This is a genomic window from Streptomyces sp. NPDC048606 (assembly GCF_040650855.1).
Lineage (GTDB): Bacteria > Actinomycetota > Actinomycetes > Streptomycetales > Streptomycetaceae > Streptomyces.
This window is the reverse complement of record NZ_JBEZIB010000040.1, coordinates 27812-53493: the sequence shown is the minus strand read 5'-3', so window position 1 is coordinate 53493 and position 25682 is coordinate 27812. Positions and strand designations below refer to the sequence as shown.

The window sequence follows — 25682 nt, the reverse complement described above, 5'->3', positions numbered from 1 at the left end:
CGCCGCTCCTCCGAAGAGACGGCTGCTGCGCAGCCCTGACCTGCGGCAACGGTACCCGTGGCGGCCCCTGCTCCGTCGCGGTGCTTGAATGGACCATCGTTCCTGGTCCGGCAAGGAGAAGCACTGTGCCTTTGGTGTCCGTCGTGATGCCCGTCTACAACTCGGAAGCGACTCTCGGGGCGGCCGTCCGTTCGGTGCTCACCCAGACGCACGCCGACGTGGAGCTGCTCGTCACCGACGACCGGTCCTCCGACAGCTCCATGGACATGCTGAGCGACTTCGCGAAGCGGGACGAGCGCGTCCGGCCCGAGCGGGCACCCGAACAGGGCGGCGCCGGACGGGCCCGCAACCGCGCGATCGAGCGGGCCCGCGGGGACTACGTCGCCTTCCTCGACAGCGACGACATGTGGCTCCCGGAGAAGACCGCCAAGCAGCTCGCCTTCGCCGCCGAGGGCAGCGCGCCGTTGACCTTCACGTCGTACTTCAAGATGGACGCCGACCACGACGGCGAGAGCACCGAATGGGTCCCCAACGGGCGGGTGATCCGCGCGCGCGAGCACGTGGACTACCGCGCGATGCTGGTCCGGGACCACATCGGAGCTCTCACCGCCATGTACGACCGCAACGTCCTGGGCACGCGGCTGATGCCGGAGATGCGCAAGCGTCAGGACTACGCGCTGTGGCTGTCGATCATGCGGGACGGTGCCGACGCCCGCGGCCTGACGGAGCCCCTGGCCGTCTACCGGGCCCACCAGGCGGGATCGCTGTCCTCCAACAAGCTCTCGCTCGTCCAGTACAACTGGAACCTCTACCGCGAGCACGAGCACCTGTCGGTACCCCGGTCGACGCGAGCCCTCGCCGGCGCGGTGTGGCAGTCGCTGCGCAACTCCCGCATCTGAGTCCGACCGACGGCTCGGGTACGGCCGGGGCCGGCGGGTCGGTCAGGGGGCCGGTCAGTTGAACAGCCAGTACTGGTTGGGTTGGCTCCCGCAGTCCCAGAGCATGACCACCGAGCCGCGGCCCCAGTTGTAGATGTCCGCGCACTGGCCGGGGAAGGCGACGTTTTCGAGCCGGGTCGGGCCCGGGAGGGGGTCGATCTTCCACGCCTGCCCGAGGCCTTCCCCGCAGGGGTTCTGGATGAGCTGCTCCCCGTGGCCCCGGAAACCGTCGACGCAGAGTCCACTGGCGTCGCTGCGGATGTTCCAGCCCCCGCTGGTGGCGTTCCAGTCGAGGCTCCAGGACTGGTTGTCGCCGCCATGGCATTCCCACATCTGGATCCACGGCCCCCTGCCCCAGTCGTAGACGTCCAGGCACTTGCCGGCGGCCTCCGGGCTGAGGCTGGTGATCGTGGAGACCGGGACGGGCTGCGTCGTGGCTCCGGCGGAGGAGGCCGCGGGCCCGTCGTGCGCGGTGGCCGACCCGGCGCACAACACCAGCGCGGAAGCGGCGGCTCCCAGGATCGAGCCGAGTCGCGAGGGAACGTTCATACGGGGAACTCCGGTGATCGCACTGGTCGGTTCCCCGACGTTAGTGTCCGGCCGCGTCCGGCGCACAGAGCACTACCGGACGTTCGCGACCGCGGCCGAAAGCCCCCGCCCACCCGGGGAACCCTGGAGGTCAGTGGCCGTCGCCCGACGGTCGGGGGCGTAGACCGTCGAGCAGTTGGGCGAGCTGGCCGGGGGCATCGGCGGGGTCGAGCGGCCGGTGGCCGACCAGGAGGCGGTACCAGAACAGGCCGAAGACGTGGTCGGTGGCGGCGTCCAGATCGATGCCGGAAGCGAGTTCGCCGCGTTCCCGGCCTCGGAGCAGGATCGCCGCGACCCTGGCCCGTCGACTCTCCACCCATTCCTGGAACTGGGTCGCGAAGGCCGGGTCCAACTGGGCCTCGGCCATCAGCCCGCGCAGGGTCCGGATCCGGACCGGGTGCGCGCCGACCTCGTAGAGGGCGGTGACGAAGACGGTCAGGTCGGAGGCGAGCGAGCCGGTGTCGGGTTGCGGCATCCGCTGCTCGACGGCCGTGCGGTACGCGTCCATGACGAGGGCCGGCTTCGACTTCCACCAGCGGTAGATCGTGCTCTTGGCGACGTCGGCGCGGGTCGCGATCCGTTCGATGGTCACGGCTCGGTAGCCGAGTTCTTCCACGAGTTCGAGGGCGGCCGCCAGGATCGCGTCGTGGGCGTCCTGACTGCGCACCCGCCCGCCGGTGCGGCGGCTGGGGGCATTTCCGTTGGGCACGCCCGTCACGGTAGCAGCGTGCTAAGGTTTTATCGAAACGCTACGCATCGTTTTGATTAGGGGGATGGCTCATGAGCGAGATCGTCGTGTCGCACGGCTACGGAGCGAGTGACGACAGCGTCTGGTTCCCGTACCTGACCGACCGGCTGGGGGCCGCCGGACACCGGGTCACCGTGCCCCGACTGCCGCAGACCACCGCGCCGCGACCGGAGCCCTGGCGCAAGACGTACGCGGAGGCCGTACGGGCCGCCGGGCCGGCCGGCTCCACCGTGCTGGTCGGCCACAGCATCGGCGCGGTCAACGTGCTGCGCTTCCTCGAACAGCACGACCCCGAGTCCGACGGGGTGTTCGCGGGAGTGCTGCTCGTCGCGGCCTCCGCCCACGAGGTCGGCTACGACGAGCTCGCCGAGTTCTTCGAGGGCGGTTTCGACTGGGCCCGCATCCGCCGGGCGGCCCGCGGCTTCCGGGTCCTGCAGGCCCTGGACGACCCGGTCAACCAGCCCGACCCGACGGCCCACGTCCGGCTGTTCGTCCAGGGCCTCGGTGCCACCGCCGTGGTCACCCCGACCGGAGGCCACTTCGGAGCGACCCCGGACGACCACGTCGAGGTGCCGGAGGCCGTTCGTCTGGTCACCGAACTGCTGGCGGGCTGAGCGCGGCCCGAACGTCCTGACGGCGGGGAGCCCACAGGCCCCCGGCATCGCGGCCGCCGCGACCGGTGGCGGCGGACGGGCGGGACCGTCCGCTCCCACCGGCGTCAGCCGAGTCCGGAGACCTTGAAGACGGTGTGGGCGGTCTCGCCGTCGATCCGCCTGGCCAACTGGCGCATGGCCGTCGCCCCGCACAGGAGGGTGCCCCGCCGGATGGAGGTCTGGGCGTCGGCGTCGAGGTGGTGCCACATGGCGGGGTTGCGGACGAGGACCTTCGGGTCGATCTCGACCCGGTTCCCGTCCGCGTCCCGGAGGACCATCCGCTGGGACACCCCGTCGGACCAGCGGACCGAGACGAGCGCGTCGGTGCGCACGGCGTGCTCCGTGAACAGCCCGCGCGAGCTCAGCACTCCGGGCCCCGTGGAGACGCGCGGGGGCAGCAGGATCACGAGCACCAGGACGGCCAGTCCGGCCCACAGGGCGCCGCCGGCCGGGTCGAGGCGGCCGGCGGCGGCGTCCAGTCCGACGAGGGCGGCGAAGAGCAGGACGGCGGCTCCGACCGCCGATCGCCGTTCACCGGCCCACTCCGCGTCCCGCGCGATGTCTCCGAAAGGTCCCGTGGCGCCGGTCACGGCACGCGTCGAGGGGTGAGTGATTCGTCGTCCCATGGGACCGACAGTAGGAGCGGACGGGCCTGCCCCCGGTGGTCCTGACGAACCGCTGACGCGGTACCGACGGCATTTTGACGGTTCCTGTCCCTGCTGCCCCGGGCCGTCGTACGGGCGTCGTCAAAACCTGTTCCCCGCGGCGCGGCACCGGTGGTGGTGGGGTGGTGGTCAGGCCGGGTGGTGGTCGGGGACGGCGTTGAGTTCGATGTCGTGTTCGAGGAGCGCCTTCATCGCACACAGGGTGGTGGTGAACCCGCCGACCGTGTCGTTCACCCAGCGGAGGGTGTCGTCGGCCGTGCCCCGGAAGCCGGTCTCGGTGATCTCGACGAAGGTGGTCCGGTCCGTCCGCGGGGTGAACTTCAGCTCGACCGTGGTCGGCTGCTCGTAGTTGCCCCACTCGAAGCGGATCAGCGCCCCTTCCCGCACCTCCAGGACGCGGACGTCGGCCGACGCCCCGTAGGTCTCCCATTCCCAGCGCAGCTCGGCTCCCGCGACCATGGGTCCGCTGCTCCCGCTGTACCAGAACCGGGAGGTGACGGTCGGATCGGCGAAGGCGTCGAACACCTGCGCGGCCGGTCTGCGGACCATCATGCAGGCGTACGCGGCGGGGGGTCGCGCGGGGTGTCCGTTCTCGGTGGTCATGATCATGCTCCTTCGTGGGAACGCCCTCGCGCAGGCGCCCCGGTCGGTTCCTCGCGTTCTGTCCGATCCTCCCGTTCCGCGGCCTCGGCCAGGCGTTTGACGCGCGCCAGACGTCGGTCCCAGTCGGCGGCGAGCGCGGCCATCCACCGGGCCGTCGCGTCGAGCGCCGCGGGCCGCACCGTGTAGCGCACCTCGCGCCCGACCCGGTCGGAGGCCACCAACCCTGCGGCGTCCAGGACACCGAGGTGCTTGACGACGGCCTGACGCGATACGGGAAGCCCGCGGGCGAGCGTCGTCGCGGTGGCCCCGTCCTCGGCCGCGAGGAGTTCGAGCAGTCGGCGTCGCGTCGGATCGGCCAGAGCCGTCAGGACGGTGTCGACCGCCCCTGTGTCGATGCGGGGTTCGTCGCTCACGCGGAGGACCGCTCGGCCCGCGTCCTGAGCGCGTCGAGTTCCTGACGCCAGCCGCCGGTGTTGTCCTCGACGGCCTTGTTCCGCAGCGCCTGCGGGCCGGCCAGGGCCGCGAACCCGCTCTCGACCACGCGCAGGCGCGTCCCTTCACCCTCAGGGGCGAGGAAGAACTCCACGAGGGTGCTGTTGTCCTCGCGCAGCGGTGCTCCCGGGAAGGCGCTGGCCCAGCGGTACGCGAGATAGGTGGGCGGCTCGGCCTTCTCCACGCGCACCGGGAAGTCGCCGTACTCCGGGTTCTCCACCACGACCTCCTCGCCCTCCCCGACCGCGGCGCGCGGCGGGCCGGCCTGGTCGGCCACCCAGAAGCCGGGCTCGGCCACCAGCGACCAGACCCGCTCCGGCGAGGCCTCGATCACGATGTCTCGTTCGATCCGGTCCTCGTTCACGGTGTGTGTCCCTTCCTGCGGCGTGTGGTGCAACTCCAGGGTTGCACTACACGGCATCAAGTGCAACCTGAAAGTTGCGTAAGGGCTCCCTCGGCAGAGCACTCCCGCCGGAGGTGACACCGGCGCGACCGGACGTCCCGGTTGGCGCGAACGGCAGGTTCGCCCCCTGCCCGGTGGGTAGTGTCGCGAGATGACCTCGACATTCGACGCGGCGGTCCGCGCTCGGGTCGCCGTGATCGTGCGCCCCGTCAAGGTGCGGCACATCGTCGGGGTCGAGCGGTTCCGCCCCGGCGGCCCCGTCCCCGCTCCCTGAGCCCGACCCGGCCCGGGGAGGAGGCCGGATCCGCGGCCTGACGCGAACCGCCGGACACCTCGATGTTCCGCGTGGTGATCCGGCGGCCGTTGTCCGACAGGGGGCGCGATGGCCGTGGCGATGCCCCCCCGGGTGTTGAGGATGTCGACCGGCCGGTCGACCGGCCGTCGATCGCTCTACTGCCGGTCTTGCTCCGCGCCCGACCGCTGGTGACGGCCGCTGCCCTCCCGATTGCGCAGGACCGCCAGTTCCACCGCCCGGTCGACCGCCGGCAGGCAGGTGGCGATGTCCGTGTGGACCACGTACTCCACCGACGCGACCGTGTGCAGGCCCTGCACCAGGAAGGTGTACTCCCTGTCGCGCTCCAGCAGGAGGACGATCGGCTTGTCGAAGGCGCTGGCCCACCCGATCTCGATGTGGGTGCCCGGGGAGGCCGGGTGGCCGGGCAGGGCCACGAAGACGTCGGCCTTGCGGATCTCGTCCTGGTCGAGCTTGGTGCACTGCTCCGGCCGCATCAGCTCCGCCCCCCACGCCTCGCGGCGGTGGGCGTTGTGCACGGAGAGGCCCTGCGCCTCGAAGTGCTTGATCAGGACGTCGAACGGGGCCCGCGCCCCGGCCGACATCTCCCCGGTCTCGGGGTCCAGCAGCTGGATGAACGGACCCGCGAGGAAGACCGACCGGATGCCCGGGTCGGGGCGGGTGCCGGGGGCGTTCGCGGAGTCGAGGGGCGGTGTGGTGGACATGGGAGGTACCTCCGGGAGGAGCGCCGGTGCGCGATATCGGGTGGGTGGGGGCGGGGCGGGCGGACCGGGCGAGTGGCTCAGTCCTTCAGGAAGCACTGGATGAACGCGTCGCCGGCCGTGCCGCCGTGCGTGTACTCCGTCGTGTCGTACGCGACGAAGGGGTGCCGCTCGACCCGGATCCGGCGGAAGTGCGGCAGGTACTGCCGGCGCAGCTCCGGCTTCGTGCTGAAGAACGGGATGAAGACCCCGCCGGGGCGCAGGACCCGGACGACCTCGGGCATGGTCCTGGCCCACAGCGCGTCGTCCGTCCAGACCTCCATGTCCAGCGCGGGGTCGAAGAACATTCCGTCGACGCTCTCCGACGGAAGCTCGAAGATCCGCTCGAAGAAGTCGCCGCGCTCGATCGTGAGGTTGTCGGGCAGCCGGGGGTGCCGCTCCCGGAACAGGTCCTCGACCTCGTCGAAGAGTTCCAGCACCGTGTGGCTGCGGGTCGCGGGGTTGCCGGCGATGCGCAGCGCGGACAGGCCGAGCCCGAGTCCGACCTCGTAGAAGTCCTTGCCGTACGCGCACAGCATGTCGGCGCTCGCCCACATCAGGTCCCGCTCCCAGGCCTGCATGGCCTGCTCGCCGCCGATGCTGAGGGTGACTTCGCCGTTCTGCTCGATCAGTTCGATCACCGGCCTGTCCTGGGGAGCGGTGCTCCGCTCGACGACGTGCTGGCTCTCCATGAACTTCTCCCTGTGGGGGGTGTGGGGGGTGTGGGGGTGCGTGGGTGTGTGGGGCTGGGGGCGGTCAGGCGGTTCGGGGCACGACGCCGAAGTGGCGCCGGGCCGTGGAGACGGCGAGGTCCTGTACGGCGAACACGGTGAAGTAGTACGCCTGGGGCGCGGTGTCGGGGGCGAAGCGCACCCGGAAGGCGACGTCCTCGGCCCGCCCGCCGGTGAGCCGGAGCCGGGTGGTCGCGGGCTCCACGGTCGCGTCCTCGCGCAGGTAGCTCGGGACGAACAGGCCCAGCCGCACCGGCCCGGACCGGGCCGCGGTGACCGTGGCCCGCACCTCCAGCACCCCGCCCTGGCCGACCTCGTCGGCGGCGTGGGCGAGCAGCGCGGGGGCGTCCGGGATCCGGAAGGTGACGTCGCCGCACCGCATGCAGACGGCGCAGGTGGTGTCCAGGACGTGGGGGAGCAGGCCCCGCCGGATGAACTCCTGCGCGGGCCGGCCACAGTGGCAGGTGACCTCCCGGACGTCCGGGTCCAGGCGACTGCGGTCGCCGAAGTGCGCCGGGTAGTTCATCAGCTCGGTCTCGGGATCGGCGGCCACCTGCTCGGCGATCACGTGGTCGAGGGACTGCAGGTCCGCCGTGAGCGAGGCCGTGATCTGGTCGGGCGACTGGTCGGCGAGGTGCGTGGGCCTGGCCACCCAGAGGTCGACCTTGCGGGCCAGTTTGGTCAGCCGCGGTCGCAACGCGTGGTGGTGCGGAAGCAGGTCCGAGGCGAGGTAGGCGGTGAGTCGGGCGCCCACGGTCAGCAGCAGCGGGTCGGGGCGGTGGTCCGAGGGCGCGGGGGGCGCGGGCGTGTCCTCGGGGGCTCCCGGCAGCCCGAAGCGCATGAACGCCGGGTACGGGTGCGAGCCCGCCAGACTGGCGTTGAGGGTGTCGACCGAGTCCGCGCCGGCCAGGGCGCCGTGCATCCAGGCGACGTTCTCCGGCCGGTCGGAGTCGTGCACGGACACGGCCGAGACCACCGTACGGGCCGGGCCGTCGAGCGCGTTCAGCAACAGCTGGTACTTCGGGTCGTACAGGGCGAGATCCGCGAGCGGGCCGCTGTTGCAGGCGCTGAGCACCAGCTCCACGGCCCCCACCCGGTTCAGCGGGACCAGCTTGTCCTCCGGCTTGTAGCAGGGCAGCCCGTACGCGCAGCGCGGGCCGAGCAGCCCGGGGGAGGCCGGGGCGGACGCGTTCAGCCCGCAGATGGTGAACTCGCCGAGGTTGACGCTGTCGTCCTTGCCGTGGCCCTGGAAGCCCACCCGCCGCCACCGGGTGCCGAGGATCTCCGCCTGGATGTCCGCGCGTTCGAAGTCGCGGTCGTCGAAGACCTGGACTCCCGGCAGCCGCGGCGGCCGGTCCGTGTCGGTGAACAGCCCGAGCGCGTCGACGTCGAGGGCGGGCTCCGCGTACTGCTTGGCGACGTTCCAGCAGACGGAGGCGTCGTCGCGGCCGCTCAGCAGCGTCAGGCCGTGTCGCGGTCCCCGATAGGTCGCCATCAGCAGGTCCCGGACGGGCGTGAGGGTGAGTCGGTCGTAGCGGCCGATGACCAGCAGCGAGCCCTCGTGCCGGGCCCGGAACGACGCGAGGTCCGCCAGCTCCTCCTCGACCACCCACCTCCGGGCGAACGGACGGGCCAGCTCCGAGAGCCCGTCCGGCAGGTGCGCCGCGCCGAGGATAACCCCGACGTCCAGCGGGTGCGGGCGCCGCAGGCCGCCGTAGAGCCGACCGGCCAGCTCGACGCTCTCCGTCAGATCGGCGCGGTCCCCGGTCGCCACCGGCACCGGCAGGAGCCCGGGGGAGGCGAGGAACTCCCGTACCGCCGAGGCGAGTTCATGAAGGTCGACGGGGCGGAACAAGGAGCCCGGCCCGGCCGGACCGTCGGTTCGCTGTTCGGTGAGCGGGGCGTTCATGGTGGACCACCTCGGGTCGTCGGCGCCGGGGGCGCGGGGTACGGGAGGAGCGGGTGGGGCGGGAGGGACGGGGAGCGGCCGTACGCCGGTACGGGCGGCGCGCCCGCGGATCCTCGGGCCGGCGGGCCGGGCCCGGCCGTCATGCCGCGCACTTCAGGGCCGGTGCCGCCCGCCGCCCCAGCAGCCCGCGGCAGGCGAAGGCCAGCACGGCGGCGGCCAGGGCGGTCCCGGTGGCCACCGCGAACACGGCCCGCGGCCCGAACGGATCCATCAGCAGCCCGCCGGCCTGTTGGCCCAACGCGTCGCCCAGCACGGTGGCCAGGGACGCCCACGTGAACGCCTCCGCCATGGACCGCCCTTCGGCGATGCCGCTCACCAGGCTCATCTCGGTGGCGGACACCAGCGCGATCGGTACGCTGCCCACCGCGAGCGCCACGGCCAGGCCGATCTGGGAGCCCGCGAGCAACGTCAGACCCGTGCCGACGGCGTAGGCCAGCAGGAGTCGGCCCAGGCGCACCTGGGGGGCGACCTCGGACTGGGACCGGCCGAGCCAGACGGCCCCCAGCGCGCTGCCGACACCCCAGCAGGCGTACACCAGGCCCGCCCCGCCCGCCGCCCCGTGCCGGTCGACGAACGCCGGGATGGCCAGGGTCAGCAGCCCGATGGGCACGGCGGACAGGGCCATGATGCCGGTCAGCGCCAGCATGGCCGGCTCCCGCAGCGGGCCCAGCGGGTGGCGCGGCCCCCGCCGGGCGGCCTCCGGGGCCGCTTCGGTGCCGGCGGGCAGCCGGGTGTACGCCAGCCCCAGGGTGCCCACGCCGCCCACGACCGCGATCACCGTCAGGGCCAGGCCCGCCGGGCCCACCAGCATCAGCGCCGCCAGCATCAACGGCGCGCCGATCACCAGCATCTCGGTGAGCAGCGCCTCCCAGAGGTAGGCCGTCTCGCGTTCCTCCTCCCGCAGCGGCAGCCGTGCCCACAGCGAGCGCATGCAGGCGTTCGCGGGCGGCAGCACCACCCCCGCCGCGACCGCCGCCACCGGCTGGGCCCAGCCGCCCGGACGGGTTCCCCAGACCAGGACGGCGAGGGCCACCGGGTAGGCGATCGCGGTCGCGGTCAGCACCGTGGCGCGGCCGTTGCGGTCGAGGCGGCGCGCGATCAGCGGGCTGCCGAGGGCCATGCCGAGTGTGTAGAGCGCCGCGACGAGGCCGGCCTGGGCGTAACTGCCGCCCTGTTCGCGGACGGTCAGGACGAGGGCCAGCGACATCAGGTAGACCGGCAGCCTGGAGACGACGCTCCACCAGGCCGCTCCGGCCACCCGGGGGCGCGTGAGCAGGTCGAGGAAGCGGCGGGGCAGGCTGCGGGTCACGTGACGCACTCCGTTTCGGGCGACCGCGCGGTGCGGCCGGGATCGGGTGCCGGACCGCCGGCGCGGCGGGGCGGCTCGGACGGCGGTCCGACGGGGACGGGGCAGGCGAGGGCGGATCGGGCTGAGCCGGGCGGGTCGGGCGGGGCCGGGTCAGGCGAGGAGGACGGCGGGCTCCCGCGCCGCCACCTCGATCGTGAATCGGGCGAGCACCTCGCGCATGCGGCTCTCCACCTCCCCGACCGAGGCTCCCACGACATGGGCGTACCCCGAGGCGTTGTGCGAGGCCCGTCGGGCCGCCACGGTGTCACCGGCGCGGACCTTGAGCACCGCGTCGATGACCCCCGGCATCCCCAACAGCTCCTCCCGCGAGGTGATCCGCCGGATCGTCCCGGACCGGGGCAGCGGCAGCAGCAGGTCGCCCGCGCAGCGGCGGTCGCCGTAACGGAGGTCGGGCCGTCGGCCGAGGTAGACCGAAAGGGTGGCGCCGAACACGTCGAAACCGTAGGCGTGGCCGTGGTTCGCGGGGATCTCGCAGCCGGCGAGCCGCATCCCGATCTCGCCGACGCACACCTCACCGTCGATCAGGAAGAACTCCATGTGGGCGTAGCCGTGGTCGATGCCCATGCCCGTGACGATGCGTTGGACCAGAGCCCGCAGGTCCACCGGTGGACCCTCCCCGGTGGCGACGCTGATGTTGGCGTTCATCGCGCCGTCGACGATGTCCAGCGGACGGCAGGGCATGGCGCTCGGCCACGCGTCGAGGACCTCCCCACCGACCACGAGCGCGCAGGCCTCCCACTCCGTGCCGCCGAGGTACGCCTCCACCATCCAGTCCCGCGCCGAGAGGTCGATCCCGGCGAGGTCGTCCGGACCGTCGAGCCGGTGGGTGTCCACGCAGGCGAACGAGTCCACCGGCTTGAGCACCACCGGCCAACCGTGCCGGGCGGCGAATCGCCCGATCGCGGCGCCCGACCGCACGCGCTCGAACTCCGCAGTCCGCAGGCCCAGTTCCCGGAAGCAGGCCTTCATCGCGGCCTTGTCCCGGACCAGGGCCACCTGCCGCTCGGTCAGGTGTGGCAGGCCGGCGAGCCGCGCGAACCGCTGGGCCGCGGCCTGCCGCGGCTCCGAGGGGTTGCAGAACCGGGACGGCGCCACCGGCAACCCGGCCGCCCACTCCCGGTACCGCCCGGCCTCCGCTTCCGGCGCAGCGTCCTCGCGCACCCAGAAGGCGGGCAGGTGCGCCGTCTCCCGCAGGTAGCCCTCCGGCAGGTCGGCCCGTGTGACCTCGAACCGCAGCAGCACCAGCCGACCGGCCGACTCCCGGGCCGCGTAGCGGGTGAAGGACGACGGCCGGTCGTCCACCATCAACAGCACCTCGGCGTCGCTCACACCGCCTCCAGGACCTGACGGACGGCCTTCGCCGCGAGCGCCTGCTCCTCCTGCGGGAGCTCCGGGGAGAGCGGCAGGCACAGCGTGCGGTCCAGCAGGTCCCGCGTACGGGCGAAGCCGTCGCGGCTGAGGGCCAGGGGACCCTGCGGGGCGTGGTTCCAGGGGAAGCCGTCGCGGTAGAGCGAACGGCGGCCGGTGAGCACCGGATGGTCGGGCAGCAGGTACTTCCCCAGCGTCCAGTTGGCGATGCCGGCCTCGGTGAGCGCGGCCACGGCGCGGTCCCGCAGCTCCTTGCTCTCGCACCGGAAGCGCAGGCTGACCTTGACGTCCCCGGCAGCCCGGGGCAGGGCCTCCAGGTCGGCGCGCGCGGGCAGTTCGGCCAGGGCGATCGCGTACATCCGCTCCAGTCCGGCGAGCAGCTCGTCGAGGTGGCGGAACTGCTGGCACTGGACGGCCGCGACCTGCTCGCTGGTGACGAAGTTCTCCCCGAAGTGGGCGTCCTCGTCCCAGGTCGGGTAGCGGCCGGGCACCCGCGCGGAGCCGTGGTCGTGGTAGCGGCGCATGGTCGCCCAGGCCTCGTCCGACCCGGTCACCACCAGCCCGCCCTCGCCCGAGGTCAGGACCTTGTTGTGGTGGAAGCTGAAGGTCCCGGCGTAGCCGGCCGTCCCGACGTGCCGGCCGTCGGGGAAGCGCGCGCCGAGGGACTGCGCGCAGTCCTCGATCAGGTAGGGCACGCCCGGAGGCAGGGGCGCGACGGTGCCCTCCATGTGGGCCGTGATCACACGGGCCGCGTCCGGCGGCAGCAGCGACGGGTCCATGGAGAGCGAGTCGTCGGCGTCCACCAGGACCGGGATCAGCCCGCAGGACAGGACCGCGCCGGCCACCGCGACGAACGTCACGGCCGGGACGTACACCGGGTCGCCGATCGCCGGGCGGGTGGAGATCAGGGCCAGCCTCAGCGCCTCCGTGCAGTTGTGCACGGCCAGCGCGTGGTCCGCGCCGAGCCGACGGGCCACGGTCCGCTCCAGGCGGGAGGCCATGCTCTCGGTCTCGGTCTGGTAGCGGAACAGGACCCGGTGTCCGATCACCTCCTCCAGCTCCGACATGTCGGACCAGTCGAGGTAGTTCGCTCCGTACGGCAGGAAGCGCTGCCCGAGCCGCTTGTCGAGTGTGCTCATCGCGTGTCCGCTTCCGTGATCGGCTGCGCGCACCCGCCGACGACCATTTCCTCGCCTCGGTGGTTGCGCAGCAGCAGGCCGTCGGGGGTGGGGGTGAAGGAGGGCCGCGCGATCGGGATCTTGCCGATCCGGGTGGTCAGGACGTACTGGGGGACGCCGAACCCGGTGATGTGGCCCTGGAGGCCGTCCATGATCTCCCAGCCCTTCTCCACCGTCGTCATGAAGTGCGAGACCCCGGTGACGTTGTCGCAGTGGTACAGGTAGTACGGCCGGACCCGGATCCGCAGCAGCTCGGTCATCAGGGTGCGCATGACGGCGACGTCGTCGTTGATCCCGCGCAGCAGCACCGTCTGGTTCCCGACCGGGATGCCGTGCCGCAGCAGGCGGTCCACGGCCGCCGCGGCCTGCGGGGTGATCTCCTTGGGGTGGTTGAAATGGGTGTTCAGCCAGACCGGGTGGTAGCGGGAGAGCATGGAGCAGAGGTCCTCGGTGATCCTCTGCGGCAGCAGCACGGGGAACCGGCTGCCGATGCGGATGATCTCGACGCTGGGGATCGCCCGCAGACCGGCGATGATCTCCTCCAGCTTCCCGTCCTGGTAGGAGAGGGGATCGCCACCGGTCAGCAGGACGTCCCGGATCTCGGGGTGGTCGGCGATGTAGCGCAGGTCCTCGTCGAAGGAACCGCCCTCGTCGTCACGGAAGTAGGTGCCGTCGACGTCGGTCGTGTGGAACTTGCGCGTGCAGTGGCGGCAGTAGACGGGGCAGGCCTCGGTGATCAACATGATCACGCGGTCCGGGTACTTGTGCACGACCCGATTGGTCTTGCGGTAGTAGGTGTCCCCGACCGGGTCGACCTCGGCCCCGGGGAACTCCATCAGCTCGCCGAGCGCCGGCACCGCCTGCAGGCGCACCGGACAGGTGGGGTCGTCCGGGTCCATCAGGGACGCGTAGTACGGGGTGACGCTCCAGCGGTACTTGCCGGCCACCCCGGCGATGGCCCGCTCCTCGTCGGGGCTGAGGTTGATCCACCGCCGGGCCTTCTCGACGGTGGTGATGCGCCGGCGCATGTGCCAGCGCCAGTCGTCCCAGTCGGTCTCCGGGATCCTGGGACGGATCAGTTCGGGCTGGACGGGGGTCGCGGGTTCGCGGAGGGTTTCGGACATGGCGGCTCCTGCACGACGCGGACGACGTGGACGACGGGGACGACGACTTGGGCGGTGTGGCCGCGACCGATGGGGCCGCGGCGGCGGGCTGACGAAGAGCGGCGGGCGGCCGGGAGCCGGTCCCGGGAGGGCCTCACAGGGGCGCGAGCGCGAGCTGGCGGAGCGTACGGGCGACCCGCTGCGCGCCGCGCAGGTCGTCCAGGGCCGGGTCGAGCAGGTGCCACGGTCCGGTCGCCGCCCCGGGAGCCCACAGCCCCGGATCGTGGGGATCGACGGCCGACGGCAACGGCAGGACCTGGTCGACGCGCCGGGCCAGTTCCCGTTGGGCGGTGCCCAGCGGCGCAAGGAGGGCCAGCGGGGCCCGACGTGCCTGTGCCAGCGCGATCGGCCCGAGCGTGGGCGAGGCGAGGAACACGGCGGCGCCGGCGTGCAGCGCGTCCGGGTCGGCGTCGGCGGCCCGCAGCACCCGGGCCTCCGGCCGCTCCGTCAGGGCGGCCCGCACGCGGGCGAGCCCGGTGTCGACGACCACCGTGCAGCCCCCGGTCCGCTCCAGCGCGGCGCGGACCAGCTCCGGCAGGGCCCCGCGGACGTAGCCGTCCGCCTCGGCCTCGGGGACGCCCCACAGGGACAGCATCACGAGGGCCCCCGAGCGGCTCCGGCTCCGCCCGGTGCGCCGTGGCGCGAGGACCCCGGTCGGGCGGACGCCCCGGACGGTCGGCCCCGACGGCGCCAGCCACCCGGGCCGGTGCACCCGTACGAGCGCCCGACCCGGCGCCACGCCGCCGGCGGTCGTCTGGGGATGCCCCGAGTCCAGGTGCACCACCGGCACCCCCAGCTCCAGGAGTCGCTCCGTGGCGGCCACGTCGTCGCAGACCAGCGCCGCCGCCGGCGGGGGATCGAGCGCGGACCAGTCGATCCGGCGCAGGTCCCCGAGGTGGGCGGCCACCCGGGCCAGGGCGAGGACCGAGTCCAACCGGTCCTCGGCGGCGCTGAGCAGCACCCGCCGGTCGGGGGAGGCGTCGCCGTCCGCCGCGGGCGGGCCGGCCGGGGCCGGGTTCAGTAGTGCCACGGTCCCACCGCCCCGAGCCGTGCCACGTCGTCGCTGTATCCGGCGGCGGTGGTGGAACACCCGCCGCAGACCTCGGGTCCGTGCGCGCGGAAGTAGTCGGCGTGGGTCCGGAAGACCGGGGTGTCCAGCCGGATCACCCCCTGCTCGCGAAGCGGCGCGCCACCGGGCCCGTCGTCGCCTTCACGGTGCGGGATGCAGCTGCACGCGTACGCCCGCCCGTACTTGCCGTCCACGTAGATGACGTCGTCGGCGACGTGGCACAGCGGTTCGGCGGCGCGCGGGGTGACGGATTCGGTGAAGTACCGCTCCTGTTCGCGAGGGGTGTCCCCGTAGAAGCGCTTCCCCATCGGGACGAGCAGGGCCGCGGGGTCGGCCTCGTAGAGCGGATCGCAGACGGCGCGCACGTGGTCGGCGTCGGGGTAGGTGATCGTGCGGTCGAGCTTGAGCGCGGACAGCTCCCACTGGCGGACCCCCGCCTGCGTGAGTACCTCCTGGAGGCGTGGCATCCCGGTGTAGTTGTGGGGCCCCACCACGGTGTTCACCCTCGGGAGGACACCGAGCGCGGCGGCCTCGCGCAGGCCGCGCAGTCCGTTGTCGAAGAGCCCGGGGGTCCGTCGGTAGACGTCGTGGGTGGCGCCCGACGGCCCGTCCAGGCTGACGATCACCTGGGCCAGGCCGGCCTCGGCCAGGGGCGCCGCCATCCGGGGCAGCAGCGCGCCGTTGGTGATGAGCGACATCCTCATCCCGGCGGCCGTGCCCGCGCGGACCAGTTCCACCACGTCGGGGTGCATCAGGGGTTCGCCCCCCGTGAAGCGTACGTAGCCCACCCCGGCGTCCCGGGCCTTGGGCAGCAGGTCGGTGAAGTCCTCGCGGGAGAATCGGTAGGTGTCGCGCGAGAGGGCGAACTCGCACATGAAGCAGTCGGCGTTGCAGGCTTCCAGGATCCTGATGAAGAGGTAGCGATCGCGCGTGCGCACGGGGTGGTGACCTTCCAGGCGACTCACGGACGGGTGGGGACGGGGGCGGGACGGTCGCGGGCGGCGCGGCGGCGGGTGCGTAGCGCGGCGCGGCGCAGGGCGTGCAGGGCGCGACGCGCGGCCCGGACGGGTTCAGGACGTCGGGGCGGCGGTGCCCAGGACTTCGAGCAGGGCGTCGGCCACCTGGGCGGCGCCCCGGGTGCCCACGGTGGTGGCCAGGGCGTCCCAGGCGGCCACGTCGGCGCAGCCGCGCAGCGCGTCCAGCACTCCGTCGCGCAGGGCGCGGCCGACGTCCTGCCGGTCGTCCCCCCGCGCGGCCGAACCGATGGCGCCGTAGATCCGCTCCAGTGCGTGGTCCTCGCCCTTCGAGCGCAGCGCCAGCACCTCGTCCTCGACGAGTACGTTCTTGGGCCACAGCACCCGCAACCGTGCCCCGAGCGCCTTGCTGTGGTAGCGGCCGTTGAAGATCTGGCTGAGGTTCTGCGGCGGCAGGCAGACGGTGGGGACCCCCAGGCCGCCCGCTTCCAGCAGGGTGGTCAGGCCGGGCGAGGCGAGCAGCACGTCGCAGGCGTCCAGCCGTTCCAGGAACGCGCCGTGTCCCAACGGGCCGGCGGTCGTCCGGACCGGGGCGGTGGACGCGTCGACGAGGCCGCCGACCAGGTCGGCGGGCAGGTTGCCGGCGATGTGCACCTCTTCGACCCCGTGGGCGGCGAGGGCCTCCAGGGCGGCCGGGAGGACCAGGCGCGGGTAGTGGTCCGGATCGGCCAGGCCGGGGGCCCGTAGACCCCCCAGACTGATGAGCGCCCTGCGGTACGGTCCGGCGGTCCGGCGGGCTCCCCGGCCCGGCCCCGAGGCGCCGGGCCGGGCGATGACCGCCTCGACCCAGCGCAACCCCCGTGCGTCGGCCAGGACGCCGCGGCATTCGGGCGGCAGCTCGACGCTCTTCTGGGCGCAGTACACGGTCGCGTCCAGCGGCAGCGAGGCCCGGTCCCCTTCGGACCACAGGAAGGGCAGGCTGTCGACGAAGACGGTGGGCACTCCGGCGTCCGACAGCGCCTTCGCCGCGGCCCCGTCCAAGACCACCAGGGCCGCCCGCACCCCCTGCGTCCGCACGAACTCCTCGACCCGGGCGTTCGATCGGCCGGGATCGCGCGGCAGGTCGTACCAACCGTCCACCGCGTGCTCGGCGAGCAGCGGCCGGCCCAGCCCCGACGCCATTCCGACGAATCGCAGGGGAGGCGTCGGCCGATCCCGTAACGCGGAGAGCACCGCGCTGAGTTTCCCCGAACTTCCCCAGCCGAATTCCGCCCCGACGAGCGCGACGGTCATGGGGGCGGATGGTGAGGCGGAGGTCGCGGAGTGCGTGGCGGAACGGGACGGCATCGGCTGGCTCTCGCATTTCCAAGGAGGGGGATGGCGCGCCGGGAACGGGGGACGGGCGCCGCACAGGCACACGTATCCGCGTGCACACAGGCGCGAAACCGCCCGGGGTGAGATCGCGTGGTCTCTCCCCGAAGCCCTTTCGGAATCAACCCTGGCGCATCCCGGTGCATGGTGCAAGGAAATGTGGCCGCATCGAAACCGGCGAGTGAATAGCCCGATCAGTCGAATAAACGGCACTCGGAGAAGCATGATTGAGGAACCGTCACACAATAGGGAATTCCTCGATCGGTCGCCGAAAAAGGAATCGCCTCCGCGGGACCCGACCGCTAGCATCTCGCCCCATGGGCTACCTCGAAGCGGCCTCCCTCGGTCACCTGCTGCCCGACGGCCGCGAACTCTTCCGCGACGTCTCGTTCCGGGTCCCGGCGGGCCAGACGGTCGCACTCATCGGCGACAACGGGGCGGGGAAGACCACGCTCCTGCGCACCCTCTCCGGCGAGATCCCGGCGCAGCGGGGTTCGTTCCGCAGTCAGGGCGCGGTCGCCGTCATGCCGCAGTTCATCGGCAGCCTGCGCGACGACCGCACCGTCCGGGACCTCCTGCTCAGTGTCGCTCCGCCGCGCCTGCGGACGGCCGCCGCCGCCCTTGACGCGGCCGAACTCGCCATGATGGAGGCCGAGGACGAGCGCACGCAGGTCCGCTACGCCCAGGCGCTGGTCGACTGGGGCGAGGCGGGCGGGTACGACCACGAGGTGCTGTGGGACACGGTGACGGTCGCCGCGCTGGGCGTCCCGTTCCAGGTCGCCCAGTTCCGCGAGGTGAACACGCTCTCCGGCGGAGAGCAGAAGCGGCTCGTCCTGGAGGCCCTGCTCCGGGGCCCGGCCGAACTGCTGCTGCTGGACGAGCCCGACAACTACCTGGACGTTCCGGGCAAGCGCTGGCTGGAGGAGCAGCTCGCCCAGACCCGACAGGGCGTGCTGCTGATCACCCACGACCGTGAGGTGCTGAGCCGCACGGCCGGGCAGGTCGTGACCCTGGAGGGTGGCACGGCGTGGACCCACGGCGGAGGGTTCGCCACCTGGGCCGAGGCCCGCGAGGCCCGTTGGCAGCGGGCGGCGGAGCTGCGCCAGCGCTGGAGCGAGAAGCACGACCAGCTCAAGGAACTGGTCCGGACCCTGCGTCAGCAGTCCTCCATCAGTGACGAGATGGCCTCGCGGTACCACGCGGCGCAGACGAGACTGGCGAAGTTCGAGGCGGTCGGGCCGCCACCCGCGCCGCCGCGCCGCCAACGGGTGGCGCCGGACCTGCGCGGCGGTCGGACCGGCGTGCGCGCGATCACCTGCGAGAACCTCGAACTGACCGGCCTGATGCGGCCGTTCGATCTGGAGGTGTTCTTCGGCGACCGGGTGTGCGTGCTCGGTTCCAACGGATCCGGCAAGAGCCACTTCCTGCGCCTGCTCGACGAGGCCTCCAAGGAGACGGCCCCGACCGTCGCCCACACCGGCGCGTGCCGGCTGGGCGCACGCGTGCGACCCGGACTGTTCGCCCAGACGCACCGGCACCCGGAGTGGGCCGGCCGGACCCCCGCCGACATCCTCGGCGCCGGCGAGGGCGACCGCCCCGGGCTGGACCTCCAGGGCGCCATGTCGGCCCTGAGTCGCTACGGTCTGGCGGGCGCGGGTCGGCAGAACTTCGAGACCCTGTCGGGAGGCCAACAGGCCAGGTTCCAGGTGCTGCTGTTGGAACTCGCCGGTGCCACACTGCTGTTGCTGGACGAACCGACCGACAACCTCGACCTGATCTCGGCCGAGGCCCTGGAGCAGGCCCTGGCCGGCTTCACCGGCACGGTGGTGGCCGTCACCCACGACCGTTGGTTCGCCCGGGTGTTCAGCCGGTTCCTGGCCTTTCGGGAGGACGGCCGGGTCGTGGAGACGGACGAACCGGTGTGGGACGAGGGACGGGTGGACCGCCTGCGCGCCTGACCACCGGGCACCGGGCCCGGCGGGCCGCCTACGCGTCGGCCGGCAGGACGTGTTCGCCGGTCTTGTCGGTGCTCAGGCACAGGGAGCACACGACGGACGCGTGGGTGACGCAGGCCGCCAGGTCGGGGCGCTCGTAGGGCTGCCCGCAGACGTGGCAGTCGAAGGTCGCACCGCTCGGATTGCCCTCGTCGTCCAGCAGGGGTTCGTCGATGCCGTCGTCGACGCGGCGCAGGTAGTACCGGCCTCCGGTGACCACGGCCATCAGGGGGGTGAGGACGAAGGCGATGACGGCCGCCGCCACGGGTGAGTACGGCTGGAGGCCGTCGCCCAACAGGCCGAAGTACAGGGCGATCGACAGCCCGGAGGCCGCGAGGAAGGAGACGACGCCGACGGGGTTCACCGCGTGCAGCATGCCCCGGCGGAACTCCGGCCGCAGCGGGGACAGCCTCAGCACGTACTTGTTGACGCCGATGTCGGTGGCGACGGTGACCACCCAGGCGATCGCGCAGTTCGAGTAGAAGCCCAGGAGCCCGCCGAGGAAGCTGAACATGTCCGCTTCCATCAGGGCGAGCGCGAACGCGAGGTTGACCAGGACGAAGACCATGCGGCCGGGGTAGTGCCGGGTGACGCGGGTGAAGGCGTTCGTCCAGGCGAGCGAGCCGGAGTACGCGTTCGTCACGTTGATCTTGATCTGGCTGATGACCACCAGGAGCACGGCCAGCGGGACGACCGCCCAGGCGGGCATCATCGCCTCGAACGCCCCCCGGAACTGCCGGATGGGCTCGGGCGCCGCGGCCGGTCCGGCCTCGGCGATGACGTAGACGGCGAGGAAGACGCCGATGGCCTGCTTCAGCGCCCCGAGCACCACCCACCCGGGGCCGGCCATGACCACGGCGGTCCACCACGCACGCTTGTTCGCCGCGGTCTTGGGCGGCATGAAGCGCAGGTAGTCGATCTGCTCGCCGATCTGGGCGATCAGCGACAGGCACACCCCCGCCCCGAGCATCACGGACGCGGTGTTCACGGCTCCGTCCCCGTCCGTGCCGGCATAGGCCAGGAACCGGTCGACCGTCCCGGGGTCGTGGGCCACCAGGTAGACGAGCGGTCCGACCATGAGCAGCAACCAGATCGGCGTGGTCCACACCTGGAGCGTGCTGAGCGCCTTCATCCCGTAGACGACCAGCGGGATCACGATGAGGGTGGAGACGGCGTACCCCAGCCACAGCGGCAGCCCGAGGCCGAGCCTCAGGCCCTGCGCCATGATCGACCCTTCGAGGGCGAAGAAGATGAAGGTGAAGCTCGCGAAGATGACGCTGGTCAGGACCGACCCGTAGTACCCGAAGCCGGAGCCGCGGGTGATGAGGTCGAGGTCGATGTTGTAGCGGGCACCGTAGTAGGCCAGGGGGAAGCCCGTCAGGAAGATGACGACCGCGGCGACGGCGATGGCCAGGAGGGCGTTGCCGGTGCCGTGGGCCAGGCCGATGCCGGCGCCGATGGAGAAGTCGGCCATGTACGCGATGCCGCCGAGTGCCGTCGTGGCCACGACCATGGGGCTCCAGCGCCGGTAGGCGCGTGGTGCGAAACGCAGGGTGTAGTCCTCCAGCGTCTCCTTGACCGCCTGATCGCCGGCCGCGTGAGCCGTATCCGTCGTGGACCGTCGCGAATCCGTCGTGCTCACTTCGACGCCTCCAGGTGACCTGTACACAGTCGCGCTCCGTCGGTCGGTCACGCTAGGGAGACGCTGTTACCCCGGGCGCGCGCTCCGGTGAACACCATGTTGCTGCGGGCGGGTTCGGCCGCGGGCACGCCGCGCGGGGCGGAGGCCACGTATGCGATGGGGGCGGCGTGCGCGGCCGGGCACCGATCGGCGTGCGGGCACCGCTACGGTGGCCCGGTGAACGTATGCGTCTTCCTCTCCGCCGCCGACCTCGACGTCCGCTACACCGAGCCCGCCCACCGGTTCGCCGAGCTCCTCGGCGAGGGCGGCCACACCCTCGTCTGGGGCGGCTCCGACACGGGCCTGATGAAGGTCGTCGCGGACGGCGTCAGCGGCGCGGGAGGAAGGCTCTCGGGAGTCTCGGTCGACTTCCTGGCGGCCAAGGCACGACCGGTGACCGCCCCCGACGAGATGGTCTTCACCCGCGACCTCGCCGAGCGCAAGGCGACCCTCATGGAGCGGGCCGACGCGTTCGTCATCATGGTGGGCGGCATGGGAACCCTCGACGAGGCCACCGAGATCCTGGAGCTGAGGAAGCACGGCAGGACCGCCAAACCGGTGGTCCTCCTGAACACGGCCGGCTTCTACGACGGCCTGCGCGAACAGCTCTTCCGCATGGAGGCCGAGGGCTTCCTCCCCGTCCCCCTGACCGAATTGCTGTTCATCGCCGACGAACCCGCCGACGCCCTCGCCTTCCTGGAACGCACCGTCACGGGCCCCTGACCCGCCGCGCCCCGGACCGGCGCAGCGGCGCCCCGTATCCTGGGCGCACCCGCTTCCCGGCGCGACGCCGATCGCCTGTGAAAGGACCGCATGTGAACGCTCGGCCGTCGAGGGCTCCGCTGGGCAGGGCGATCGACGCCGTACGGGCGTACCCGCGCCGCGCGCCGGCCACGCTCGGCTACGTCTGTCTGCTCCTCGCCGGTCACGCCTGGATCGGCCGGGGGGCGTCCGCCGACCGGGCGGCCGACGTACTGGGCCACGTCAGTACGAACCTGGAGAACCTCGGGGACCATCCGCTGACCGCGCTGCTCGGCAGCGTGTTGTTCTTCGACGGGACGCTCACGGACGTCACCTCGGTCGAGTTCGTCGGCACCCTGATCACCCTGGGCCTCGGCGTCTGTTGCTTCCTGGCCTGGACGGAGCACCGGTGGGGTACGGCGCGCGCGGCGGCCGTGTTCCTCGGTGGGCACGTGGCGGCGACATTGCTCACCGCCGCCGTCGTCACCGTGGCGCTGCGGCAGGGCTGGTACCCCCCGTCCACGCGCGAGGCCTTGGACTACGGGGTCAGCTACGGAGCCCAGACCGTACTGGCGATCGGTACGCTCGCCCTGCCGCGCCGGGCACGCCTGCCGTGGGTGGCCTTCGTACTCGCCTGGCCCCTCGGCGGCGCCGAATGGACCGGTCCGCTGCCGGACTTCACCACCGTCGGCCATCTCGTTGCGGCGGCCCTCGGCTTCGCCCTGCTCGGCGTTCCGGCCTTCAGGAACCGAGGGTCGGGCGCCACGGGGTCACGGCCCACCGAGGGCGACGTCGGGCCGCGACGGTCCGTTCCGGAACCGACCTCGCGGTCGGCGGGAACGGGGACGCGGCCGTCGGCCTGACCGGGGCCGTGGCCCCCGCCCCCGCCCTATGGGTTACTTGGCGAAGTGCCAGGTGACGTCGATCTTGTTCTTGTCGAGCGGAGCCAGTGCCTTGAACGCGCCCGGCGTGAGGTCGAGACCGTGTCGGCCCGCGCCCGGAGCCTCGTCGAGGACCGTCGCCGTGATCGACTTCCCCTTGTAGGTGATGACGACCTTGCGCCCGCAGTTGCTCGACGGGTAGCCGGCCCCGAACATGGTCGGGTCGAGGGCGACGGCGAGCTCGTTCTCCTTGATCATCTTCCCGCACGCACCCAGGCCGGGGGAGTAGAAGGTCGCGGAACCCTTGTAGGTCTCACCCGGCTTGCCCGGCTGCGGGGAGGCCGTCGTGGTCTTGCTCGGCTTCGGGGGAGGTGTGGTGGTCTTGCCCGGCTGCGGGGTGCCCGAGGGCGCGGGCGACTTGCTCGGCTTCGGCGGCGGCGCCGTCGTACCGCCCGGCTGCGGAGGGAGGGCGGTGCCGGCCGGCTCCGCCAGTACCGTGGCGTTGGGTTCCGCCACCACGGTGGCGTTCGGCTCCGCCGCGACCGTGGCCGCCGGCTGCGCGGCGACCGTCGCGCCCTGGGCCGAGACGGACATCTCGGAGGTCTCCGACGCGGAGGCCGTGGCGACGGTGATCACGGCGCCGGAACCGACCGCGAGTACGGCAGCGGCGACGGCGGCCTGGGCGATCCTTGCTTTCATCGTTCTCTCTCTCTGAAATATCGCGTTCCAGGGCTGGTTCGCGGGAAGTCTTCGACGGTGCGCCGACGCGCACGGTGGCGTGCGAGGCCTCGGCGACGGGCCCTCCGTACGGCAGGGCCGTCAGCCCGGCGCCCGGACCCCGGTGGCACAGGACACCGCGCGGACGGGACGCGGAGCCGTGTCGCGCGCGTCGCCACCGGGCGTCACCGAGGGCACCCGCTCCGAGCCGACGTGCCGCGAACGCGACGGCTGCCAGGGCCGCCAGGAGGACGGCGGTTCCCAGTGGCGCTCGGACCGGTGGCCCGGGCGCGTGCGGTGTCGCACCGGGCCGTCCGTCGCGGACGTGGACGCGGCTTGCGCGCGGCAGCGGGGCCGGGGGACCGTGCCCGCGTCGGACGGGGCTTGTGGGTCGTGGCCGCCGGCTCGGTGCCCTTCGACGGTCGCCTCGTTCACGACGGCGTCCGGCCGGCCGAATTCGGGCGCGCCCGCCTGAGCCGAAGGCACCGGGGCGATGCTCGCGCATATCGCGGTCAGGGCCGCCGCGATGCCGCTTCGGATTCTCATGGGGGACTCTCTCTCGCCCGGCGCCTGCCGGAGACGTACTGCGCGTGAGCCCCAAGCCAACCGGCGGCAGCGCGCGCGGACCACGAAGTTCCACCCGCAAAACTCCGGCCGGAGTACTTTTGCGGGCCCCGGCCCGTCATCCCCTGCGCCGACCCACTAACCCCGGGGGGTGATCGGGCACCGCCCGATACACGGGGCACGCTGCGCGGAGGCCCGACTCCACCGAACGAGGGACCCGCGCCGGCCCGGACGGTCGCCCACCCACGACCCGGCACGCGTGACGATGGGGCCCGCCGCCCGCACGCCGCCGCAAGCCACTTCCCCTTCCCCGGTCGCGCCTGCGCCGCTGCCTGTTACTCCGACAGTCGTTTAACACCGCGAGGCGCCCTCACCCACCCTCCGACCGCGGCCGAAACCAGAGCTCGGCAGGGCGAGCCCCGAGGCCCGCACGGACTCCGGGGACCGGGTGGTGCGCCCCGGCGTGACCGCGGCGCACCACCCGTGCGCCGGCAGTCGGTCACGGCGCGGTGAGCTTTTCGACGTATACAGGAGCCGCAGTGACCGTTCAACGCATCGACGTGATTCGCCCCGCCGAGCTGACGCCGGCCGACCTGGAACTGTGGGGCGAACTACGGGCCCGTACGGCGCCACAGGCCAACCCCTTCATGAGCGCCGAGTTCTGCCGGGCGGTCGGCCGCGTGCGCCCGGGTGCCCGGGTCGCGGTCGTGCGCCAGGGCGGCGAGCCCGCCGGCTTCTTCCCCTTCGAGCGCAGCCGGTGGGGCCGCGGCCGTGCCATCGGCCTGGGCGTCTCCGACTGCCAGGGAGCCGTACTGCGCCCCGGTGTGGAGGTGGACCCGCACGAGCTGCTGCGCGCCGGCTCCCTGTCCGTCTGGGAGTTCAACCACCTCGAAACCGGCCAGGACCTGTTCCTGCCCTTCGTCACCGGGCGCTTCGCCTCGCCCGTCATCGACCTCACCGGCGGATACGCCGACTACGAGGTCCGCCTCCGGGCCGGCTCCCGCACCTTCCTGAAGGCCACCCGCGCACAGGAACGCCGTCTGGCCCGGCAGGCCGGACCGCTGCGGTTCGTGTTCGACGAGCGCGATCCGGCCGCACTGCGGACGCTGATGACCTGGAAGTCCGCCCAGTACCGCCGAACCGGCCGGCGCGACCGGTTCGCCCAGGACTGGATCAACAACCTGGTGACGATGCTCGCCACCACGCGGACACCGTCCTGCACGGGCCTCCTGTCGGTCCTCTACGCGGGCGGGCGACCCGTCGCCGCGCACTTCGGCCTGCGCTCGCGCACCGTGCTCTCGTGCTGGTTCCCCGCCTACGACCGGGAGTACGCCACCTTCAGTCCCGGACGCGTCCTCTACCTCTGCATGATCAAGGAGGCCGCCGCCGCCGGCATCGACATGCTCGATCTCGGCAGGGGCGACGCCCCCTACAAGGACTCCCTCAAGACGCGGGACCTGATCGTGCACGAGGGCGCCGTGCTCCGCGCCGGAGCGGGGGCGGCCCTGCACTGGCTCAGCCACGAGCCGCCGCGCGCGGCCCGGGGGTTCGTGCGCGAGCGGCCGTACCTCAAGGCCGCGGCGCTGCGCGCCCTGGCCGCGGTCGGCAGGCTGCGCGACCGCCGCCCGTGATCGAATCCGCGGGCACGGCGCCCTGGCCGGCCCGGGGCGCGATCCGCGCGAGCGGCCCCGGCGCGCGGTGACCCGACCCCTTGACAGGGTCGAGGTTCCACCCCTCGACCCGTCGCGGCGGGGGCGTACGTACGAGCG

Annotated in this window: 25 protein-coding genes; 7 read left to right on the top strand and 18 right to left on the bottom strand. The window is 72.7% G+C overall.

Going from position 1 to position 25682, the window contains the following annotated elements; all coding sequences use genetic code 11:
• Nucleotides 1–125 precede the first annotated feature (125 nt).
• Nucleotides 126–899 carry a glycosyltransferase family 2 protein gene (locus tag AB0D01_RS33130; protein ID WP_363061842.1) on the top strand — a complete coding sequence of 258 codons (774 nt, stop codon included), beginning with the start codon at nt 126–128 and terminating at the stop codon, nt 897–899.
• Between the two features lie 54 nt (nt 900–953).
• Here AB0D01_RS33130 and AB0D01_RS33125 read toward each other — a convergent pair whose 3' ends face one another.
• The gene (locus AB0D01_RS33125; RefSeq protein ID WP_363061840.1) at nt 954–1487 is read right to left on the bottom strand and encodes an RICIN domain-containing protein; all 534 of its coding nucleotides are present in this window, start codon (nt 1485–1487) and stop codon (nt 954–956) included.
• 130 nt (nt 1488–1617) lie between these two features.
• Nucleotides 1618–2235: a TetR/AcrR family transcriptional regulator gene (locus AB0D01_RS33120; protein WP_363061838.1), complete on the bottom strand. Its 618-nt coding sequence runs from the start codon at nt 2233–2235 to the stop codon at nt 1618–1620.
• A 71-nt stretch (nt 2236–2306) separates the two neighbouring features.
• Here AB0D01_RS33120 and AB0D01_RS33115 point away from each other — a divergent pair, with 71 nt between their 5' ends.
• Nucleotides 2307–2888, top strand: coding sequence for an alpha/beta hydrolase (locus tag AB0D01_RS33115; RefSeq protein WP_363061836.1), 582 nt, complete (start codon nt 2307–2309; stop codon nt 2886–2888).
• Nucleotides 2889–2992: 104 nt separating this feature from the next.
• Here the strand turns inward: AB0D01_RS33115 and AB0D01_RS33110 are convergent, their stop codons facing one another.
• From AB0D01_RS33110 to AB0D01_RS33095, 4 genes are all read right to left on the bottom strand, one after another.
• Entirely contained in the window at nt 2993–3553 is a 561-nt protein-coding gene (locus AB0D01_RS33110; RefSeq protein ID WP_363061834.1) for a hypothetical protein, read from the bottom strand.
• Between the two features lie 168 nt (nt 3554–3721).
• Nucleotides 3722–4195, bottom strand: coding sequence for an SRPBCC family protein (locus AB0D01_RS33105; RefSeq protein WP_363061832.1), 474 nt, complete (start codon nt 4193–4195; stop codon nt 3722–3724).
• A 2-nt stretch (nt 4196–4197) separates the two neighbouring features.
• Nucleotides 4198–4608, bottom strand: a complete 411-nt coding sequence (locus AB0D01_RS33100) for a metalloregulator ArsR/SmtB family transcription factor (RefSeq protein WP_363061830.1) — start codon at nt 4606–4608, stop codon at nt 4198–4200.
• A complete protein-coding gene (locus AB0D01_RS33095; RefSeq protein ID WP_363061828.1) occupies nt 4605–5051 on the bottom strand; it encodes an SRPBCC domain-containing protein in 447 nt (148 codons plus the stop codon). The genes AB0D01_RS33100 and AB0D01_RS33095 overlap by 4 nt, the downstream gene beginning before the upstream one ends.
• Nucleotides 5052–5241: 190 nt before the next feature.
• Between AB0D01_RS33095 and AB0D01_RS33090 the strand changes: the two genes are divergently transcribed.
• The gene (locus AB0D01_RS33090) at nt 5242–5364 is read left to right on the top strand and encodes a hypothetical protein (protein WP_363061826.1); all 123 of its coding nucleotides are present in this window, start codon (nt 5242–5244) and stop codon (nt 5362–5364) included.
• A 176-nt stretch (nt 5365–5540) separates the two neighbouring features.
• Here AB0D01_RS33090 and AB0D01_RS33085 read toward each other — a convergent pair whose 3' ends face one another.
• From AB0D01_RS33085 to AB0D01_RS33040, 10 genes are all read right to left on the bottom strand, one after another.
• Complete coding sequence (locus AB0D01_RS33085) at nt 5541–6107, bottom strand: nucleoside 2-deoxyribosyltransferase (protein WP_363061824.1); 567 nt, start codon at nt 6105–6107, stop codon at nt 5541–5543.
• A 77-nt stretch (nt 6108–6184) separates the two neighbouring features.
• Complete coding sequence (locus AB0D01_RS33080) at nt 6185–6835, bottom strand: class I SAM-dependent methyltransferase (RefSeq protein ID WP_363061822.1); 651 nt, start codon at nt 6833–6835, stop codon at nt 6185–6187.
• A gap of 64 nt (nt 6836–6899) precedes the next feature.
• Nucleotides 6900–8783: a hypothetical protein gene (locus AB0D01_RS33075; RefSeq protein WP_363061820.1), complete on the bottom strand. Its 1884-nt coding sequence runs from the start codon at nt 8781–8783 to the stop codon at nt 6900–6902.
• Nucleotides 8784–8922: 139 nt separating this feature from the next.
• A complete protein-coding gene (locus tag AB0D01_RS33070; protein ID WP_363061818.1) occupies nt 8923–10152 on the bottom strand; it encodes an MFS transporter in 1230 nt (409 codons plus the stop codon).
• Between the two features lie 150 nt (nt 10153–10302).
• The gene (locus AB0D01_RS33065; protein ID WP_363061816.1) at nt 10303–11541 is read right to left on the bottom strand and encodes an ATP-dependent carboxylate-amine ligase; all 1239 of its coding nucleotides are present in this window, start codon (nt 11539–11541) and stop codon (nt 10303–10305) included.
• Entirely contained in the window at nt 11538–12719 is a 1182-nt protein-coding gene (locus tag AB0D01_RS33060; protein WP_363061814.1) for a DegT/DnrJ/EryC1/StrS family aminotransferase, read from the bottom strand. Before AB0D01_RS33060 ends, AB0D01_RS33065 begins: the two co-directional genes overlap by 4 nt.
• Entirely contained in the window at nt 12716–13882 is a 1167-nt protein-coding gene (gene blsG / locus AB0D01_RS33055) for an arginine 2,3-aminomutase (RefSeq protein ID WP_363061812.1), read from the bottom strand. The genes AB0D01_RS33060 and blsG overlap by 4 nt, the downstream gene beginning before the upstream one ends.
• A gap of 133 nt (nt 13883–14015) precedes the next feature.
• Nucleotides 14016–14951, bottom strand: coding sequence for a CGA synthase-related protein (gene blsF / locus AB0D01_RS33050; protein ID WP_363061810.1), 936 nt, complete (start codon nt 14949–14951; stop codon nt 14016–14018).
• Complete coding sequence (blsE, locus tag AB0D01_RS33045; protein ID WP_363061808.1) at nt 14939–15928, bottom strand: cytosylglucuronate decarboxylase; 990 nt, start codon at nt 15926–15928, stop codon at nt 14939–14941. Before blsE ends, blsF begins: the two co-directional genes overlap by 13 nt.
• 132 nt (nt 15929–16060) lie before the next feature.
• A complete protein-coding gene (locus tag AB0D01_RS33040; protein ID WP_363061806.1) occupies nt 16061–17257 on the bottom strand; it encodes a hydroxymethylcytosylglucuronate/cytosylglucuronate synthase in 1197 nt (398 codons plus the stop codon).
• A gap of 395 nt (nt 17258–17652) precedes the next feature.
• Here AB0D01_RS33040 and AB0D01_RS33035 point away from each other — a divergent pair, with 395 nt between their 5' ends.
• Complete coding sequence (locus tag AB0D01_RS33035) at nt 17653–19293, top strand: ATP-binding cassette domain-containing protein (RefSeq protein WP_363061804.1); 1641 nt, start codon at nt 17653–17655, stop codon at nt 19291–19293.
• 28 nt (nt 19294–19321) lie between these two features.
• Here AB0D01_RS33035 and AB0D01_RS33030 read toward each other — a convergent pair whose 3' ends face one another.
• Nucleotides 19322–20971 carry an allantoin permease gene (locus tag AB0D01_RS33030; RefSeq protein ID WP_363061802.1) on the bottom strand — a complete coding sequence of 550 codons (1650 nt, stop codon included), beginning with the start codon at nt 20969–20971 and terminating at the stop codon, nt 19322–19324.
• A gap of 216 nt (nt 20972–21187) precedes the next feature.
• On the opposite strand from AB0D01_RS33030, the gene AB0D01_RS33025 reads away from it, so the two are divergent.
• Nucleotides 21188–21733 (top strand): TIGR00730 family Rossman fold protein, encoded by a 546-nt coding sequence (locus AB0D01_RS33025; RefSeq protein ID WP_363061800.1) that lies wholly within the window; start codon nt 21188–21190, stop codon nt 21731–21733.
• A 92-nt stretch (nt 21734–21825) separates the two neighbouring features.
• The gene (locus AB0D01_RS33020; protein WP_363061798.1) at nt 21826–22614 is read left to right on the top strand and encodes a rhomboid-like protein; all 789 of its coding nucleotides are present in this window, start codon (nt 21826–21828) and stop codon (nt 22612–22614) included.
• A gap of 33 nt (nt 22615–22647) precedes the next feature.
• Here the strand turns inward: AB0D01_RS33020 and AB0D01_RS33015 are convergent, their stop codons facing one another.
• The gene (locus AB0D01_RS33015) at nt 22648–23331 is read right to left on the bottom strand and encodes a hypothetical protein (RefSeq protein WP_363061796.1); all 684 of its coding nucleotides are present in this window, start codon (nt 23329–23331) and stop codon (nt 22648–22650) included.
• Between the two features lie 1121 nt (nt 23332–24452).
• Here AB0D01_RS33015 and AB0D01_RS33010 point away from each other — a divergent pair.
• Entirely contained in the window at nt 24453–25544 is a 1092-nt protein-coding gene (locus AB0D01_RS33010; RefSeq protein ID WP_363061794.1) for a GNAT family N-acetyltransferase, read from the top strand.
• The last annotated feature ends 138 nt before the right edge of the window (nt 25545–25682 follow it).

Bases quoted from the DNA above. Each gene is read 5' to 3' on its own strand.
- AB0D01_RS33060 (WP_363061814.1), bottom strand. From the start codon at position 12,719: ATGAGCACACTCGACAAGCGGCTCGGGCAGCGCTTCCTGCCGTACGGA.
- AB0D01_RS33040 (WP_363061806.1), bottom strand. From the start codon at position 17,257: ATGACCGTCGCGCTCGTCGGGGCGGAATTCGGCTGGGGAAGTTCGGGG.
- AB0D01_RS33080 (WP_363061822.1), bottom strand. From the start codon at position 6,835: ATGGAGAGCCAGCACGTCGTCGAGCGGAGCACCGCTCCCCAGGACAGG.
- AB0D01_RS33035 (WP_363061804.1), top strand. From the start codon at position 17,653: ATGGGCTACCTCGAAGCGGCCTCCCTCGGTCACCTGCTGCCCGACGGC.
- AB0D01_RS33015 (WP_363061796.1), bottom strand. From the start codon at position 23,331: ATGAAAGCAAGGATCGCCCAGGCCGCCGTCGCCGCTGCCGTACTCGCG.
- AB0D01_RS33075 (WP_363061820.1), bottom strand. From the start codon at position 8,783: ATGAACGCCCCGCTCACCGAACAGCGAACCGACGGTCCGGCCGGGCCG.
- AB0D01_RS33105 (WP_363061832.1), bottom strand. From the start codon at position 4,195: ATGACCACCGAGAACGGACACCCCGCGCGACCCCCCGCCGCGTACGCC.
- AB0D01_RS33125 (WP_363061840.1), bottom strand. From the start codon at position 1,487: ATGAACGTTCCCTCGCGACTCGGCTCGATCCTGGGAGCCGCCGCTTCC.
- AB0D01_RS33090 (WP_363061826.1), top strand. From the start codon at position 5,242: ATGACCTCGACATTCGACGCGGCGGTCCGCGCTCGGGTCGCCGTGATC.
- blsG (WP_363061812.1), bottom strand. From the start codon at position 13,882: ATGTCCGAAACCCTCCGCGAACCCGCGACCCCCGTCCAGCCCGAACTG.
- AB0D01_RS33115 (WP_363061836.1), top strand. From the start codon at position 2,307: ATGAGCGAGATCGTCGTGTCGCACGGCTACGGAGCGAGTGACGACAGC.
- AB0D01_RS33085 (WP_363061824.1), bottom strand. From the start codon at position 6,107: ATGTCCACCACACCGCCCCTCGACTCCGCGAACGCCCCCGGCACCCGC.
- AB0D01_RS33110 (WP_363061834.1), bottom strand. From the start codon at position 3,553: ATGGGACGACGAATCACTCACCCCTCGACGCGTGCCGTGACCGGCGCC.